The organism is Occallatibacter savannae (genome assembly GCF_003131205.1).
GTDB lineage: Bacteria > Acidobacteriota > Terriglobia > Terriglobales > Acidobacteriaceae > Telmatobacter > Telmatobacter savannae.
The window spans coordinates 1,471,441-1,488,075 of record NZ_QFFY01000001.1; the positions used below are offsets into that span (position 1 = coordinate 1,471,441).

A 16,635-nucleotide genomic window follows, 5' to 3' on the forward strand; every position below is an offset into this window, starting at 1 on the left:
CTGCGCTCCGTACTGCCGCAGTCCAATGATTTTCTTGCAAGTGGCAAGGTCTTTCTCCGCTCCCCCGGAGAAATCAAGTCCATCTGCTGGAGACTTTTGCATGTTGCGCTTTCCTGCCTTCGCTGTCGCACTGCTGTCCTGTGCCGCCGTCCTCTCCGCCGCCACCACCGATTCCAACTCGAAATCGCAGCCTGCAAACACCGTTCAAGGTGTGGTCGCCGATCCAACTGGCGCCATCGTTCCCAACGCCCAGGTCAGCCTCGTCGATGCGGACGGCTCCATCGCCGGCACCACCACCTCCGATGGCGTGGGCAACTTTGAAATGGCCGCGCCCCACGCAGGCAGCTTTACCCTCGTCATCTCCGAGCCCGGTTTCGAGACGGTGCACTTCCCTGTCACGGTCAAGCCGAACGTGGTTCTCGCCGCGCCCGCCACGCACGTTCTCGCCGCGCCGCTTCACATCACGCTTCCCATCGCTGCCGTGGCCACCAACATCCGCGTGAACGGCGATACGAATGAAGACCTCACCGCCTCCGAAGAAAATCACGACTCCTCAGTTCTCACTTCGAACGAACTCAAAGAGCTCCCCATCTTCGACAACGACTACATCGGGGCCATGAGCGCCTTCCTCGACGACAGCGCATCGGGCACCGGCGGCTCCGGCCTCATGGTCGACGGCGTCGAAGCCAATCGCTCGCCCGTCTCCCCCTCCGCCGTGCAGGAAGTCCGTATTGACCAGGATCCCTACTCCGCGCGCTATTACTGGCCGGGTCGCGGACAGATGGAAGTCATTACCAAGTCCGCCGCCGACAAATACCACGGGCAATTCAACTTTTCGTTTCGCGATAACAGCCTGAACGCGCAGAACGCCCTCGCTCCTTCCAAGCCCTACGAGCAGCGCCGCATCTTCGAGGGCCACGTCACAGGCCCGGTCCTCTCGTCGAAACGCAGCAGCTTTCTTGGCAGCTTCAGTCGCGCTGAAGAAGATCTGAACTCCGTCGTCAACGCGGTCGTGGCGCCTACGCCCGAAAATTCCACAGGACTTCTTCAGGCCAACGTTCCCACTCCGAATCGCGATACCGAATTCAGCGCGCGCCTTGCACACCAGTTCGGCGACAAGCACTCCGCCTACGCGCAGTACAGCTATGAAGAGTGGACCGGAAAGAACCAGGGCGTCGGCGGCCAGACGCTCGCCAGCGCTGCCTACAACGGCCTGTGGCACGAAGACGACGCGGTTGTTCACCTCGACTCCACACTCTCTCCGATCCTGCTCAACCAGTTTTCTGTCGTCGGCGAACACACCATGAACCGCCACAACAACGTCGTTGAAGCGCCCCGTGTCTACGTCTCCGGCGACTTCAGCGGCGGCTCCGCGCAGAGCGACTATCTCAGCACCGAATACAATTTCCGCATCAACGACATGGTCACGTGGACCCGCGGCCGCCACACTTTGAAATTCGGGGCTGGTGCACCGCACATCAGCCGCCGCGCTTACGACGACGACACCAACTCCCTCGGCTCCTACACCTTCGGCCCCACGCTGAACGCAGACGGCTCCGTAGCCGCCAGCGCACTCGACAACTACATCAACAACCGCCCGTCATCCTTCTCGCAGAACACCGGCGACACCCACTTCATCTACCACCAGCAGGAGATGGGCGCCTTTATCCAGGACCAGTGGAAGATCACCGACCGCTTCTCCATCACGCCCGGCATTCGCTACGACTGGCAAAACTTCCTTGCCCAGAAGCGCCTCGGCTTTGCGCCCCGCGCCTCTTTCGCATACGTGATCGATGAGGACTCCAAGACCGTTCTTCGTGGCGGCGGCGGCATTTATTACGACCGCTTCGGCTCCGGCCCCATCCTCGACCTCGTTCGCTACGAGAACGCCCGCCGTCGCGCCATCCACGTCTCGCTCGATCCCGCCAGCGAGCCCGCCACCGGGTGCGTTCCGGTCAGCGATTGCACCGAGCTTGCCCTGCAGCCTGCGAATCTCGCGCAGCTCTCGCCAAATTCGGCAATTCCGTACCAGATCCAGTACGGGCTCTCCATTGAGCGTCAGATCGGCGAAAAGGCTACGGCCGTAATCAGCGCCTACTCGGCGCGCGGCATTCACGAATTCCGCTCCATCGACATCAACGCGCCCACGCCCGAGTCCGGCTACACGCAGCGTCCCAATCCCAACTTCGGCATCATTCGCCAGATGCAGCCTGAAGGCTTCTTCCAGGGCAGCGGCCTCGATGTCTCCTTCCGCGGACGAGTCAACAAATACTTCACCGGCTTCGGTCGCTACACCTTCTCCCACTACGACTCGAACACAAACGGTATTGGCTGGTTTCCGCAAAACCAGTACGCGCCCAACGACGAGTGGGGCCGCTCCAATTGGGATCGCCGCCATCGCCTCAGCATGTACGCCATGGTCAACCCCAAAAGCATTTTCAACATTGCAGGCGGCATCTTCGCCAACACCGGCCGCCCCTACACCATCACAACCGGCGCCGACGCATACGGCGATGGCTTGTTCAACACGCGGCCGGCAGGTGTCACACGCAACTCCGAAACAATGCCCTCCTACGTCGACCTCGATCTTCGCTGGGGACACGACTTCCCCATCACTTCAAATCACAACGAAGAAGCCCCGCGCCTCGGCTTCTCCGCCGGGGCCTTCAACCTCCTCAATCACCAGAACCCCTACAGCGTCGACACCGTCGAGACCTCGCCCACCTTCCGCGACGTCACCTCCGTAGGCCCCCCGCGCCGCATCCAGCTCGGCATGCGCCTCGAGTTCTGAAAGGCAATCGGTCCCACTCCAAAATTGGGTGCCCCAGGTCTCGATTCTGAGACCTGGGAAACGACACTCTTGACCGACTTGTCGAGTCTCTAGACCATCATCAAAGTGCAGCACTGCACACCAGGCGGGTGCCCCAGGTCTCGCTTCTGAGACCTGGGAAACGACACTCTCTACCGACGAATTCGTTCTCACTCACACGGCCACCAGATGCCGGCTGCAAACCAGGCACTCCGAAATATGCTCCGCGTACGCCCGGCGCGCAATAATGTGCAGCGAATCCGCCTTCCTCGCCGCCTGAGAAATCTCCTTAAGCTTCACCAACCCCAGCGGCATGATCTCCACCGCTTGCCTGTCCGCTTCTGCTAGTCCCCATTCCTTCAACACCTTCATAAAAGAGTTGTATAGACGCAGACCTTCCTTGCAATGCTTTCTCACATTGGCTCCTGGATCTGCCGAGGCCAAAGAGGAAGGGGGAGGGGTTCAGAAATTGGCCCTGGCGGCTGAGTTAAGTTAATGTACGTTTCTATAACTAGCTTCTAATGCAGCAGCCCCGGAACCCGGTCGCTGCTTCTACTACTTCGATGCACCAGGAGGCCTTCAGGGTCGCCCGAGAACGTATCCTCCTGACCCCGTTACCAACCGAACAACCTGGCCAGAATTCCCCTCCACGCCGGAGCAACTCTTGCACTCCCGACGAGAAATTCATTGTGCATGATCTTCTCTCCCGCCCGCCCCCCGTTCGACTTCAACCAGTCGAGGAACACCTGCGGATGAACAGGCTTCGGAAGAATCTGAAACTCACGTCCCCGCTGACGATACTCTTCGAGAACTGGTGCGGCAGCGCTGCTCCCTGAAAACAACGCAAGGACGCACTGCGGCAAAAAGCCCTCAAGTTCGATCGCAGTCTCGCACCCGTTTTTCCCCCATCCGTTGTTGAAACCGAAAATGAAGAAATCCGGCCGATACTCATGCGCAATGGCGATTGCCGACTCATGATCGTAAGCGGGTCTAGCCTCGTAACCCGCTTGATTCGCGATCAGGCACATCGTATCCGCGATGGTTCGTTCGTCATCCAGAACCAGCAGGCGCGAAACTCTGCTTCCATCCATCGACCGCCCCCTGAGTCATCGATCATCCCTCGGGAAACAAGAGAGGACACACTCTAGCAGCTATGCGTCCTCTCCCTCAGTGCCTCATCTCTGTGCCGAAGGCGCAACGTTTGCCCTCTCCCGGCCCCACTGCAGCTTCAGTCCAACGCGCACGCTCGTCGGCAAACTCACAAACCCGATCGGCGCGATATGTCGATTGTTCGTCAGGTTCTCCGCCTGCACGTAAGCACTCACCCACTCACGTACGCGAACGCTCCCGCCCACGTCCACCTTCGCGAAGCCGTGATCGAGATTCCGGTTCGGCAGCAGCAACGAATTCCCGCCGTTCTGATCCTCCCCACCCAGAAACGTCGAGTCATCCGCCCGGCTCGCAAACGCCGAGTTGAACAGCGCCGTAAACCGACTCCGTGAGTAGCTTGCCGAGAAGAACCCCGTATGCGGAGGCCGCCTGAAAGGCCGCGCTCCCACCAGCGGCGAATACGTCCCGATCGGAATTCCGTTATACGTCGGCACCGGGCCCAGCAGGTTTACGTCGTCATTCGTATACGACCGCTGAATCACCGCATCCAGATACGTGTACCCTCCGCGAAGAAACAGATACCTGCCTATCCCGCTCTCCATGGTCGCCTCAACACCCATTGCCCGAAACGCCTCGGTATTCAGCGTCAGCTCGAACGCCCCATCGGTCTGCAACTGCTGCTCCAGCGCAGTCTGTTGCTGCTGCGAGAGATTCGGCAGCAGTGCTGGAATCAGATCCGATCCCACGTACTCGATCTGCCGCCCGAATTGGTTGTGAAAGAAGCTTGCCTTGAAGATCAAATGCTCGCTCGCCAGCGACTGCTCGAACCCGCCCTCATACGTCCGCGCAGTCGGAGCCTGAATTGGCGAGATGTGCATCTGCGCGATCGTGTTCTGCCCGCCATTGGTCTGCAAAAAGTTATAGAGCGAGTAGAACTGATCCGTCAGCGAAGGCTCGCGCACCGCATCTCCGAAGTTGAACAGGATGCGCGTTCCGCTGAAAATTCCCCGCCGCGGCTTCAGCGCATACAACGAAACGCCCGCTCGCGGCGTTGTCTGCACCCCGAACAGCGAGTAGTGCTCCAGATCGCCACCAAGCGTATAGAACAGCCTGCTCTTGAAATCCCCATGCACCGCCGCTCGATAGTCGTAGTTCGTCCGCTCCACCGGCGGATAGAACGAACTTCCCGGCTCCGACCCGCGCTCGTTCTCATACTGAAAACCAATCTGCGCCACAAGGTGTGGAGTCACCGTGTAGTTCCCCTGGTAAACCAGCGCATCGCGATTCGACACGAGCTGATAGCCCTGCGGATACGTTCCCGGAAAATCCAGAACTGCCTGCCCGGTCGCTGAGAATCCGTTCGCTCCGGTGATCGTCACCACATTGCCGAAGTACGCCTGGTCCCCAAACATGTCCGACGTCTGCAGCGTTCCGCTCGGCTCCCACAGGTGAAACTGCTCGCGCTTGCGCGTCGCACCATACCGCACCATGTTGTGAAAATCCGCGGTCGTCTGGTTATCGATCGACCCGCTGATGTAGAGATCCTGATCCTTCTCCGTCGCATTGTCCGCAACATGGTGGAACTCCCACGTTCCCGGCACACCGGTCCCATCCACTCCGTAGTAAAGCGTCCCCCTCAGTTGCGTCGATCCCGTCAGCGCCAGCCCAACATTTCCCGCAACCGTCCCAACGTGATACTGATCGTGCGGCAGATCGTTGTCCGTCTGCAGCCAGCTGTACGCTCCCAGGTAATCCAGTTTCCCAAACGTCCCCGCCGCCGTCAGATCCTCGTGCGAGGTCTGAAAATTTCCCCAGTCTCCGTGAAAGATCAGCGAAGGAAAATCCGTCGTCCCGTGCTGCGTCGACACGCTCACCACACCGCTCTCCGCATCCGCGCCATACAGACTCGAATTCGGCCCGCGATAAACCTCGCTTCTCTCCATCGCCGTCGTCGACAGCGGTCCAAAATCAAAACGCCCGCCCAGATCGCCCGCGTTTACGCCGTTCACCTGCACGAGGTTCGAATCCGAATCGCCCCCGCGCACAAACAGCGAGGTCTGGCTTCCCCGCTGCCCCGCCTGCACCACCGCCGTCCCCGGCATCTGCCGCAGCGCGCTCGCCAGGTCCGTGCTCAGCTCCAGTTCCTGCGGCCCGATCACGCTCGTCGCCGCTCCTGTCTGTTGCTGCGGCGTAGGAGTGCCCGTCGCGGTCACCACCACCGACTCGTGCACCCACTCCGGCTCCAGCACGATGTTCCGTTCAATATTGTCCAGTTGCCCTGCGTAGAATCCCGGCGTCTCCATCTGTCTGAACTTCGTCGCCGACACCACCAGGTAGAACCGCCCGCGCTGCCCCGTCAATATCTGGAAGCTCCCATCAGCCCCCGACACTGCCGAGCCAATCACCGACCCGTTCAGAATCAGCTGCACCGCCGCGCCGGTCACGCGCGCACCCGACGCATCCGTGACCACACCGCGAATCGAAGCGGCCTGCATCATCGCCGCACTCAAAACAATCAGTACGCACACGAAGAGTCGCACCGCGCGGCCTCGGTTAGAAACGACACGCTCGAATCTCTGCAAAAAACGAAATACCATCGACGGCTCCTCCGTTCCCCTCGGAACTTGAGCAAGTGTTGGGCATCGAGGACCGGTCTCCTGACTCGCGCCTTCACCTCGGCGTTCACCTTCCCGGAGTCATGCTCCAGTGGTTGAGCGAAATCGCTCCAGCCAGGTCTCCCATTCCCATTCACCCGGAAACAGGCAGCGCTCACAGTTGCGGGGCAGTGGCGGACTTTCACCGCCTTCCCGAACATCCTGATGATTGCGGTTGTAACCTCACCAGCCGGAATCGACCAGCAAGATTGTCATGAATTGAGTTTCGATGACATCCACATTTATAAAAGCCAACCCCAGCGAAGTCAAAACCGAACTCAGACTAAACTTCCTATTGCGGTCATGATCATCACTGAAGAACAGCAGCAAACATCAGATCTCGATTGGTTCTGTGTAGATTCCGCGGGACTGATCGGTCACTTTGCATCCGCAGGTTTCAAGCGCATACCTCCCTCTGTTGCTTGTTCAGGAGAAGACCTGGACGTACTCACTTCCTTTTTTCTTCAGTTGCGTCCGCTCTCGTCCGGTCACGAACTGGACGCCCATCTGCCGCCCAATTGCCGGTCTGCGCGATACCTGCAAAGTTTCGTTTCAATGGCGAGAAGAGGGCTGTTCTCTTTCGACATCGATTCGTATCTCAAGCCTGACATCTGCTATTTCCGAGTTGCCTTGCCACTGCAACCATTACGAATATCCGAGCTTCCAGATCACGTCCGCACAATCTTGACTCGGACGGAACTGAAGGAGATGTCATTTGCGGATAGTTCAACCATTCCTTACGCGGTCACGCTTTCGTTATAGGCCCGATGCGGCTGCGCTCCTTTCCTCGCTAGCGTTTGGTTGCCATCGCCGTTTGTGGCAGCTACACTCCTCGTCATGAAATTCCAGGTTCCCCGCACGCTCGCCTTCTCAGCTCTGCTCGCGCTTCCGTTCGCAGTCGTCGCCACCACCGCTCATGCGCAGGACTGGGCTAAGGCTCGCCTTGAAGCATCGCCGCGCCACCGCGAGTACGTACCCCTCAAGGTCGACAACCGCACCGTTCAGGCGCTCGTTGTCTACCCCGAGATCAAAAGCAAAGCTTCCGTCGTGATCATGATTCACGAGATCTTCGGTCTCAGCGACTGGGCCAAGGAGATGGCCGACGAACTCGCCGCGGAGGGCTACATTGTTATCGCACCCGACATGCTCAGCGGCCATGGAACGAACGGCGGGGGTTCCGATTCACTTGCAGGACAGGACGAGCGCGTGAAAGCCGTCTCCGCCCTCGATCCCGCTGAAGTTCTCGCCGACCTCGACGCCGCCGCCGACTACGGGAAGAAACTACCCGCCGCGAATGGGCAGATCGCAGTCGCCGGCTTCTGCTGGGGCGGATCCAAATCCTTCGCCTTTGCCACCCACCGCAAAGACTTGAGCGCCGCATTCGTCTTCTACGGAACCGGCCCGACGGACGTGTCCAACATCACCGCTCCGGTTTATGGCTTCTACGCCGGCGAAGACGCGCGCGTCGGCGCCACCGTCCCCGCCACCAAAGATGCGATGAAAGCCGCGGGCAAAACTTACGACCCCGTCACCTACGACGGCGCAGGGCATGGCTTCATGCGCGCCGGAGAAGATCCCGGCAACACCAATCCGGCGAACAAGACGGCCCGCGAACAGGCACTTGCCCGTCTTTTGAAACTGCTGAAAGACATGAAGCCGGCGAAATCGGCTTCCGGCTCCGCCACAGGCCAACTCCCCGTACCAGCACCCAATCCTAAGATGTGCCACGAAGAGAATCTCAACCCAGCCGTGTAGAAAAGGCTGACACTCGAAGCGGGTCCGGATCAGACGGGATGTCCTCGAAAAATCCCGTCCTCGCCCACATAGTCAGCGAATTCTTCGAAGTCCATATTCGCGATGGAGAGATTGTTCTCAATCGCCTGAATCTGAGATGGAATGGCTCGAAACGATCGCCCGCGTCCGTCGTACAAATCGATGATCAAAACCGGGAACTCAGGCTCGCTCATCGCTGCCCGGTCAACGACCATGAGAAAGCTATGCCCAAAGTCCGGAGGAACCCTTTCCAGCAGTTGTTGTTCGCTCAGGTCCCGAAAAGCCGGATCATCGACGAACGTGACATATGCACGAAAGGTATCTCCGAATTCATTGGAGATGGGCTGGCGGATCAGTTCACGGACCCGGGTCCACGCAGAATCATCATCGAAGTCGGTCCGAACGACGGGAGAGTTCTCCGTTTTCGGCAGTAATTCCATCGATTCCGACCTCCTGCATACGCAGGTTTGTGCTCCCTATCGTTCGATTACCCCGCAGGCGATCCGGTCCCCGGAATTCCCGGAAGGATCGGACATGAGGTCATCTGCCTTCGCGTGAATCACGAGGGCTGTTCCGCCCTCATGGAAAAGTGAGTTCTGTCCATCGGCCAGCGTCGCACCGCTGATCGTGAACGTCGCGCTCGCTTTTCCGTTTTGCCCAACCGTCAGGTTCTCGAGGTCGCCAACGTGCGGGTGCGGCTCCTGCGAATTCTTTGCCCCGTGGTGCGCGCCCGTGGGATTAAAGTGGCCACCCGCGGTTGTAAATCCCGGCGCTTCGCACTTGCCAACTGTGTGAATGTGAATTCCATGCTCGCCCGGCGTCAGCTGCGACACCTTCACACTCACCTTGACGCCGTTCGGGGTCGAAGTAAATCTCGCCGTTCCGATCTTCGCGCCCTGGGCATTCTTGATTTCTGCATGAGCCGCCTTCGGGCCTGCCGCAACCGCCGGTAATGTCGCAGCCAGCAGTGCACACGCCGCAATCGCTAAACCAAATCTCATTGCAAAACCTCCCTTGAAAGTTCGTCGCCTTCTTCAGCGTTGATCATCTTACACGAGCTAGAGGCTCGCTCCGAATGCCAGCAGTCTCCCATCACAGTCCTTCACCACAAACTCCCGAGTATGCCAGGGAGTATCCGCAAGGTTCCGCACCATCTCTACGCCTTTCCCTGCGAGTTCCGCGTGAAGCGCGTCCGCATTCTCGATATGAACGTATGCATCTAGAAGCTCGTCCGCGTACTTGTCCGGGTTGGCGGACGGCGGGGCAGCACAACGGATGTGAATTGCATGCCCATCACGCGCCATGATCGCGTAAACCGGGGGATCCTGCCACGTTCCGAGGCAATCGAAACCAAGCTTCTCCCGGTAGTACTCGAGCGTGGCTGGGATGTTCAGGGTGAAGAAAAGAGGCACAATCTGGCGAATCATGGCGCCAGTCTACCCTGCGGCCGACGTTACATCGCTGTGAAAACCAGGATTCCTTCAGTTCCTCGAATCTTCCGAAACCGGTCTCGGGGCCCGCGGCATCTTAAGGACAAGAGTGTCGAATGTCCCTGTGAGGTATCTATGAAGAAGCTTTCCGCAGTGCTCCTGCTCGCTCTCTCTGCTCCCGCGATAACCGCCGTGGCCCAGCGCTCTGCCATTCCCAGCGGAACCGAAATTACCGTACGAACCGACGAGCCGATCGATGCCGATGTCCAGAATGCTGACACCTCTCATATGTACCGGGGCACCGTCAGCAAAGACGTTCTCGGTGCAGATGGCCGCGTTCTCATCCCGCGCGGATCGCCCGCATCGCTCGCTGCCATTCGCGAAAACAACGCTCTCTCGGTAGATCTGCGCTCCGTCCGCGTTCGCGGAGTTCGCTACACGGTTGAGAGCGCTGACGTGCAGGCCGGCGATCAAAAGCAGGGTGTCGGTAAGAACTCGCGCACGGGCAAGTACGTTGGCGGCGGCGCCGCCGCGGGAGCTCTGATCGGAGCCATTGCCGGCGGAGGTAAAGGCGCAGCGATTGGCGCTCTGGCCGGAGGCGCAGCCGGTGCAGGCGCGCAGACGCTTACCCGCGGCAAGAAGCTCAGCGTACCGGCAGAGAGCAACCTCACCTTCCGGCTGCAACACGATCTGAGGGTGGGACACTCAGCCCGGTAGCCTAACCTACGCTTTCCAGACCACCCCCTGAAGAGGGCGAGCCCAACGGCTCGCCCTCTTCTTTGTGCTCCTTCTTTCTGCGAGCTGTTGATAACTTTCGCCTTTTGTTCGCCTACAATGATCACGTGTGGCAGCTACCCCATTCACAGATTTGCGATTACACCGTGCGGTGCAAAGGCTGTGGCGAGAACATTCCCGCTCCAGTACTGACGATGCCGGATACCTGGATCGTGGCGGACTGTCCACTCTGCCACAAGCGGCGCTCGTATCTTCCGCCCGAGATTTTCCGGGGACGCCTCTCTCATCTGCTTCTTAGCCGCAAGCCGGTGCGATCCGAAACGAAGTTCCGCTGAGGATGGAGGGAGTTCCAGTCATGTGGCGAGACGAGGAAGAGCGCAACAGGCGCCCAGGCCCGGATGCGCCACGAATTAAATCCATACAGGGGATCGGTGCGGCGAATGGTGACCCCGGGAAGATTCGAACTTCCGACACGCAGTTTAGGAAAGCAAGATTCCAACGGGGTCGCCAATTGGATCAATCAGTTATAGACGTATCGGCTTCTGTAAATCGGACAGAAACCTTCACATTCGGCACTTAGTGGGCAGCAGATTGGGCAACACAATCACTTCCAGAATCGGCGAATTTTGAGTCCACCTTCTGGCGCTGAAAACCTTGGAAATACTTAGCATTTTCAAGGAATTGAGCGCTTTGTCTCTTTTTGATTCGTGAGGATCGGTGAGGGCCTGTTTGGGCCGGATGGTCACGAACGGGTCACGTGTTCCGAGCAATCCCCAGAATGCGACGACGCCCCCGACACCTCTTTTCACACTTGCAAAGGCGAACAGCAAAGGTTGTGACAAGAGAAGGGTGGCGAAGCACCGCCGACAACAGAGATTCTTACCCCGTGTCAGCGCGGCATTGACCACGTATTCGAGACGTCCATTAAATTCAAAATTTTATATACATAGAACTTAACGTAGATGGGTTAAGTGAGCACTGGTCAGGGCCGCTTCGATTAGCGATCAGGCAACGGTCACGTCTCGCCCCCTGAACCATCAGTTCGCGCGATTCCACGACTGGACGTAGTATAGCTTTAAAGCTATACTACGTAAGTAATGTGAGGCCTCTAGGGAAGCCGGGCTGAAAATTTCAGACCTCATGTATAGTGTTTAAGCTATAGAGGGTCCGAGGTATGTCCGGAATGGTGCAGCTTGGCGGCGACGAAACCAGAAAGAGTGAGAGAGTTGTTGCGGCAGCTGAATGCCGCGCCTCCGGCACCAGATGGCGTAGCTGCCCGTACCATGCTCGAACACATCATAACTGCGGTAGAAGACGAGCTAAGCGGAATACCTCGATGCCCCGCCCCGGGGTCTTTAACAGACGGTCGAATGTACCCTCCGTCAGACGACTACGAGAGGCAATCTCCGGATGCACGTATGCGCGTGTTTCGCAATCGACGCCATAGAACCGTAATTGGAATAAACGGCGCAATTCAGATTCAAAGCCACGACGGCACCGTCGAGATTGACAAACCAGGATCTGATGGCAAGACGATCACAGATTTCTTATCGGAGAAGAATGCAGATGAACCCGATTCAGCGTTTGCAGCAAGCAATTCAAGGGGCTCACCCCCAAGCCCAAATGAGCCTTGAGCCACCACTTCGCGACCAAGGGGTCTGGTTGCTTGACATTGACCATAAGGACAAAAAGTTGGCGATTGAGTGGAGCCAGAGAACTGGGTTTGGCATTTCAGGAGTGGGGTTCGAAACCTTCGGAGAGTCTGCTGACGAGCGGTTTGGCTCAGTCGAGGAAGCTAGAGGGCGGATTGATGAACTCCTTTCGACGGATCAGCAGCCGGCCCCACCCGTCCCCGTGCTGATGGCTCGCCTCCGAGAACAGCGGAAAGTAACGCAAAAAGAACTTGCGAACCGGCTAGGGGTCAGCCAAGCCACCGTATCTGGAATTGAGCGGCGCGAAGATATCCAATTGAGCACCTTCTTTCGATTTGTCTCGGCACTTGGGGGAAAGACTGATCTCTGCATATTCTTCGCAGATGCACGCTATCGTCTTGTCGGGGATGGGCAGAAACCCGGTTGCGCGCATGTCAGTGATGTGAGAGAAAACGCCCACAATGCAAACTTTCACAACTTCACTAGCCTTCTCGCAACGGGAGGCCTTAGGCGCGCAAATCAAATCGCTGACGCGATAAGCGGGCGGCGCGCAGTAATCGAGATGCCGTAAATGCGGACGATCACCTTCTACTCTTACAAAGGCGGCGTCGGCCGTTCATTGCTCGTAGCGAACACCGCTCGGTACTTATCGATACTCGAGAAGAGCGTTGTCGCGCTCGATTTCGACCTTGAAGCGCCTGGTCTCCACTACAAGTTCGCACTCGGAAGTGACGGCACGAGTAAGTGTGAACCGTGTCCCGGAGTAGTGGATCTTCTCACTGAGTTCATTGATACAGGAAGCTTCCCGGAATCTCTGAATCCATATGCGGCGGCGATTCCGGTCGTCAATACTGCTGGATCAATTAGAGTGATGCGAGCTGGCACTGCTCCTCAAGGCGACTATTGGAGAAAGCTCTCAAGAATCGATTGGACCGATCTTTTCTATGGATCAGAGCCCATTGGCACCCAGTTCTTTTTGGAACTCAGAGAGAGGATTCGGCAAGAGTTCAATCCGGATTTTTGCCTTATCGATGCCCGGACTGGAATCACAGACATGGGTGGAATAGCAACCACTGTTCTGCCAGACATAGTAGTTTGCTTAGCCCTCGATAGTTTGGAGCACCTGGAAGGTCTCCGGGCAATGATGAACGGGGTTAGACAGACTGCTGCGACTGAGGGATTGAACGTTGCACTCGTACCTATCATTTCGCGAGTGAGGGCACGAAGAGATCAAGCGACGGAACGACTTGCCCTCGAAAAGGCTCGGGCCTATCTCGATGCACCTATCAGGCCCGGTTCCCCACCCCTCGGCCTAGCTGAGCTTGTGTCACTTCATTCAGAACCATTGCTGGATTTCGAAGAACAAGTGCTAGTCGGTGGTAAGAGGAGCCCACACGAGCATGCTCTCTTGCGGGACTACCTAAAGCTTTTTTCAAAGATCATCCCTGCCGAGGATGTTCGTCCGCATGTCGGTCAGCTAATCCAGAAGGCGGTGAGCCGACTACTTGATGACCCAGATGGCGCACAGAGCGATCTGGAGATCCTGACTACATACTGTGCAGACGAGGAGGCGTACCGGGCGTTGCTGAAGCTTTATCAGGTCCGTAAAGCGCCGCTTGAGAAAATCATAGCGACAGCAGCCATGATGTGGCAGCTTCGAGCCTCAGGTTCAGGTCCAGAGCCGTTGATCGTTGATATTGTTCGATCCGCATATTCGGAGCCCCGCGTTACTGAGGTTCAAAAACAGTACGTCGAGTTCGCCGAGGAAATATGGAGATCGAGCGGCATGGAAGATGCGCGCCTAGGAATGACAATTGCCGGTTTGTACGGCTTGGAAAGGCGCGATCGCTCGACACGTCTCTTGATGGACTATATCGAAAGAGCAGAGATACCCCATCCAAGTATTATTGTGACTCTCGTCGATTTGCTCAGATCCGCGAGGAATTTAACGGCGGCGATGTCAATTATTGATCGCTTCAAGGCCGTTGTAGACATTCCGTCATTTCATACAGCTTGGGTTAAATCTGTCCTGGACCTCAACGATGTCTCGAAAGCAAGGGAAATTCTGCAAGACACGTCTTTTCGAGCAGCCGCCGTCAAAGCGGACGATCCACCAGCCTATGTGAAACTAATGAAATTGGCAGGCTCCGAATCGTTCTTGCCTTCTCTGTTTGAAGCAATCGAGACGGCAGCAAGTACTGGTGAGGTATCGAAATTGCAGGAGTTGGCTGAGATTGCTCAGGACGAGAGATTGGAAGACGAGTTCGATATGCATCTACGTGGACGCGTACCTGAACGGTATCAAGACGAAATCCGACGGAGCTTGCAGAAACGCTCCCGTCGCATCCGGCCTCTACGGCCGTTTTCGGAATAGACCGGCAGGGGAAAATCAATGTCGATGATCCCCTTCGGAAAAAATTAGGCCTTTGAAGTTCGAAGCAGGTATCGGAAGATACTGATCGACGTGAGAAGCGCAATTCCAGATTGCGAATCCACCATAGTGACGTTGCGATGAGAACAGGGCGCCTTCTCGCCCTTGTTTTCTGCCCTGTTCTCAAGCAAGCTAGCCTGTTTCCCTGGCTGTTCTCATCCTGATCGGCTGATGTTCCTACGAGTTCGCATCAAAACAGTCTGAATAAAATTTAAAGGAGGCTCCGACACGAACATGGCTTCCAATGACTTTGCCCACCGTTACAATCCGGATGGAACCGTTGACTCCATATGTCGTCAGTGCTTTGCGACTATTGCGAAAGGAAACCCGAGAGTGCGAACTTTTCGCGTCCGAGAATAAGCACGTGTGCGAGCAGGGCACTCGGGAACGCTTCGAATATTGGAAGAGACCGATAGACGAACTCGGGCAGCAGGCGAGTTAAGCCCCCGGGCATTTTCTCCGGTCCTCGTCGCGCCTGGATTCGTGTTGCACCTACACTGCCGAGCAGAACGAAGCAATGTCTGCGACCCTCAGACCACTTTTGGCAGAGGCCCCCTGTGCGGACGATGACCTGAGGCTTGGGGACCTTCAATCGAGATATCTGCTTCGAGTTCGGCAATTCTGAGAAGAATTATCCGGCGGATCGCAAGAACTGAGGGGTCGCTGGCAGCACATTCGTGGGTTCGATCAAGGTCGTTTACAGTTTTACGCAGGACATCAATGGCTTTTTGCGCAGTTGAAGACATAGACGTTTTCCCGTATGTTGCGGTTCGATGACGTGAGAACCGGCAGAGATGCTTCGCTCAAACGATTACCTCAGTAATTAGAAGGCTAGTCCCCCCACTGAGCTTGGGCTCCATGGGACGATGCGGATTCCCAACCGCACAAAGAAGGCTGGCGCGATGCGAGTCTACACTCGACGAAAAGATTGTCCGAAACCGAAATGCCCGAAGCTGTAGTCTGGTCGGGCCTTCCGGGCATTCATCATAGCTAGGTTAAAGAGTTGATGTTGCGTTAGGAAACGCTCCCAATTGAAGGGCAGAAAGTCTCAGCTTGTTTCGAGAAAATGAGCAATCGATCCCGCTCGTGGCGCACATCGCCTCAGGTCTCGATCTTGGCAAACGTGTACGTTTCGGCTTCGGCAATCCTGAGCGACAGGACGCGTTTCATGTGCGATATCGCCGAATCCTGAGGGTCACTCGCTCCACGTTCAGCAAGCAGCGCGGAGAATCTTGGATGTCCAGGAAGCGGAGTAAGTGAACATGACGGACCTTTCAATCCTTATGCAAGTGGGCCTGACGATGCGAGCACTTGCGGGACCTCGATCTGGCTAGAAACGCGGCGAGAACTTCCATCTGAAGAATTTGCCGTTGTGCGTCGTCCGCCCCTTGGTGATCGCCAGCAGACTGGAACCGATCTCGTTTCAAAGAGAGTCTTGCTTTGGCAATGAGAATCTGCCGATTCATGGGAGAACGATATCGCCATGCCGATCCTCCGACAATGGCGAGCCGGTAATCTTCCGGTCACACTTTTAGTCATTGGGTAGGTGCACTTGCCACATCGGACGAAGAATGGCCCTGGTTTGGCCTTGTTCTTTTCTCAGCATGGTTTCGAGGCGTAGCAGACGAAAATCAGCACTACTTGATACGCCGCTTTATTGCTCCTAATCCCACTGAATGCCGCATGTAGCAGCCTCTCGTCTGGGGTCGGCTCGGGGGCGTAGGCGAACGAGGTAATATGCTCCCTTAAAATCCGTGCATGACGAAATTTTCAGAATTTGCAGATGTCAGGTTTAGCGCTGCGGAGTTTGCTGAGGGTGAACCGTTTATTACGACGCTCGAAAACGGGCCAAAGACAAACACGATTCTCGATGACAAAACAGATTTCCTCTTAATCCTCAAAGCCGGCACTACACCGCATCAGGCGGAACGGCTCGTGCATGAATTGAATGCTCACGTCAAACAGATCGGCCTCCAGAGGCGTTGAATACTCATTTTGCGCTTCCATGAGTTCAGGCGGTTTTGCGGACATACCTCTGCTG

13 protein-coding genes, 1 tRNA gene and 1 riboswitch are annotated in these 16,635 nt (G+C 56.9%); of the genes, 7 read left to right on the top strand and 7 right to left on the bottom strand.

Features of this window, described 5'->3' with window-relative positions; all coding sequences use genetic code 11:
- The first annotated feature begins 100 nt into the window (after positions 1-100).
- Positions 101-2,791 carry a TonB-dependent receptor gene (locus DHV10_RS06470; RefSeq protein ID WP_162601251.1) on the top strand — a complete coding sequence of 897 codons (2,691 nt, stop codon included), beginning with the start codon at positions 101-103 and terminating at the stop codon, positions 2,789-2,791.
- Between the two features lie 192 nt (positions 2,792-2,983).
- Here the strand turns inward: DHV10_RS06470 and DHV10_RS06475 are convergent, their stop codons facing one another.
- The 3 genes from DHV10_RS06475 to DHV10_RS06485 form a co-directional block, all read right to left on the bottom strand.
- A complete protein-coding gene (locus DHV10_RS06475; RefSeq protein ID WP_162601252.1) occupies positions 2,984-3,226 on the bottom strand; it encodes a hypothetical protein in 243 nt (80 codons plus the stop codon).
- A 197-nt stretch (positions 3,227-3,423) separates the two neighbouring features.
- Complete coding sequence (locus DHV10_RS06480; protein WP_109485432.1) at positions 3,424-3,900, bottom strand: response regulator; 477 nt, start codon at positions 3,898-3,900, stop codon at positions 3,424-3,426.
- Positions 3,901-3,984: 84 nt separating this feature from the next.
- Positions 3,985-6,459, bottom strand: coding sequence for a TonB-dependent receptor (locus DHV10_RS06485; protein ID WP_162601253.1), 2,475 nt, complete (start codon positions 6,457-6,459; stop codon positions 3,985-3,987).
- Positions 6,460-6,549: 90 nt separating this feature from the next.
- Positions 6,550-6,773: riboswitch (cobalamin riboswitch) on the bottom strand.
- Here DHV10_RS06485 and DHV10_RS06490 point away from each other — a divergent pair.
- Entirely contained in the window at positions 6,739-7,335 is a 597-nt protein-coding gene (locus DHV10_RS06490; protein WP_162601254.1) for a hypothetical protein, read from the top strand. (Overlaps the previous riboswitch by 35 nt.)
- A 75-nt stretch (positions 7,336-7,410) precedes the next feature.
- Positions 7,411-8,328 (top strand): dienelactone hydrolase family protein, encoded by a 918-nt coding sequence (locus tag DHV10_RS06495; RefSeq protein ID WP_109485435.1) that lies wholly within the window; start codon positions 7,411-7,413, stop codon positions 8,326-8,328.
- Between the two features lie 29 nt (positions 8,329-8,357).
- Here the strand turns inward: DHV10_RS06495 and DHV10_RS06500 are convergent, their stop codons facing one another.
- From DHV10_RS06500 to DHV10_RS06510, 3 genes are read right to left on the bottom strand one after another with little or no spacing between them, the layout of a single operon-like run.
- A complete protein-coding gene (locus tag DHV10_RS06500; protein ID WP_109485436.1) occupies positions 8,358-8,786 on the bottom strand; it encodes a DUF6924 domain-containing protein in 429 nt (142 codons plus the stop codon).
- 36 nt (positions 8,787-8,822) lie between these two features.
- A complete protein-coding gene (locus tag DHV10_RS06505; RefSeq protein WP_109485437.1) occupies positions 8,823-9,347 on the bottom strand; it encodes a superoxide dismutase family protein in 525 nt (174 codons plus the stop codon).
- Between the two features lie 57 nt (positions 9,348-9,404).
- Complete coding sequence (locus DHV10_RS06510) at positions 9,405-9,773, bottom strand: VOC family protein (RefSeq protein WP_109485438.1); 369 nt, start codon at positions 9,771-9,773, stop codon at positions 9,405-9,407.
- 138 nt (positions 9,774-9,911) lie between these two features.
- On the opposite strand from DHV10_RS06510, the gene DHV10_RS06515 reads away from it, so the two are divergent.
- On the top strand, positions 9,912-10,493 hold the full coding sequence (locus tag DHV10_RS06515) for a TraB/TrbI/VirB10 family type IV secretion system protein (RefSeq protein ID WP_109485439.1): 582 nt from the start codon (positions 9,912-9,914) through the stop codon (positions 10,491-10,493).
- A 459-nt stretch (positions 10,494-10,952) separates the two neighbouring features.
- Here the strand turns inward: DHV10_RS06515 and DHV10_RS26940 are convergent.
- Positions 10,953-11,017, bottom strand: a tRNA-OTHER gene (locus DHV10_RS26940).
- 1,060 nt (positions 11,018-12,077) lie between these two features.
- Here DHV10_RS26940 and DHV10_RS06525 point away from each other — a divergent pair.
- From DHV10_RS06525 to DHV10_RS06540, 3 genes are all read left to right on the top strand, one after another.
- The gene (locus tag DHV10_RS06525; protein WP_162601255.1) at positions 12,078-12,734 is read left to right on the top strand and encodes a transcriptional regulator; all 657 of its coding nucleotides are present in this window, start codon (positions 12,078-12,080) and stop codon (positions 12,732-12,734) included.
- Positions 12,735-14,537 (top strand): KGGVGR-motif variant AAA ATPase, encoded by a 1,803-nt coding sequence (locus DHV10_RS06530; RefSeq protein ID WP_109485442.1) that lies wholly within the window; start codon positions 12,735-12,737, stop codon positions 14,535-14,537. It begins immediately after the preceding gene.
- 1,815 nt (positions 14,538-16,352) lie between these two features.
- Positions 16,353-16,580, top strand: a complete 228-nt coding sequence (locus DHV10_RS06540) for a hypothetical protein (protein ID WP_109485444.1) — start codon at positions 16,353-16,355, stop codon at positions 16,578-16,580.
- The last annotated feature ends 55 nt before the right edge of the window (positions 16,581-16,635 follow it).

What these genes read in the sequence shown, in the direction of transcription:
- DHV10_RS06470 (WP_162601251.1), top strand. Translation starts at nt 101, where the DNA reads ATGTTGCGCTTTCCTGCCTTCGCTGTCGCACTGCTGTCCTGTGCCGCC.
- DHV10_RS06480 (WP_109485432.1), bottom strand. Translation starts at nt 3,900, where the DNA reads ATGGATGGAAGCAGAGTTTCGCGCCTGCTGGTTCTGGATGACGAACGA.
- DHV10_RS06490 (WP_162601254.1), top strand. Translation starts at nt 6,739, where the DNA reads ATGATTGCGGTTGTAACCTCACCAGCCGGAATCGACCAGCAAGATTGT.
- DHV10_RS06495 (WP_109485435.1), top strand. Translation starts at nt 7,411, where the DNA reads ATGAAATTCCAGGTTCCCCGCACGCTCGCCTTCTCAGCTCTGCTCGCG.
- DHV10_RS06500 (WP_109485436.1), bottom strand. Translation starts at nt 8,786, where the DNA reads ATGGAATTACTGCCGAAAACGGAGAACTCTCCCGTCGTTCGGACCGAC.
- DHV10_RS06505 (WP_109485437.1), bottom strand. Translation starts at nt 9,347, where the DNA reads ATGAGATTTGGTTTAGCGATTGCGGCGTGTGCACTGCTGGCTGCGACA.
- DHV10_RS06510 (WP_109485438.1), bottom strand. Translation starts at nt 9,773, where the DNA reads ATGATTCGCCAGATTGTGCCTCTTTTCTTCACCCTGAACATCCCAGCC.
- DHV10_RS06515 (WP_109485439.1), top strand. Translation starts at nt 9,912, where the DNA reads ATGAAGAAGCTTTCCGCAGTGCTCCTGCTCGCTCTCTCTGCTCCCGCG.
- DHV10_RS06525 (WP_162601255.1), top strand. Translation starts at nt 12,078, where the DNA reads ATGAACCCGATTCAGCGTTTGCAGCAAGCAATTCAAGGGGCTCACCCC.
- DHV10_RS06530 (WP_109485442.1), top strand. Translation starts at nt 12,735, where the DNA reads ATGCGGACGATCACCTTCTACTCTTACAAAGGCGGCGTCGGCCGTTCA.
- DHV10_RS06540 (WP_109485444.1), top strand. Translation starts at nt 16,353, where the DNA reads ATGACGAAATTTTCAGAATTTGCAGATGTCAGGTTTAGCGCTGCGGAG.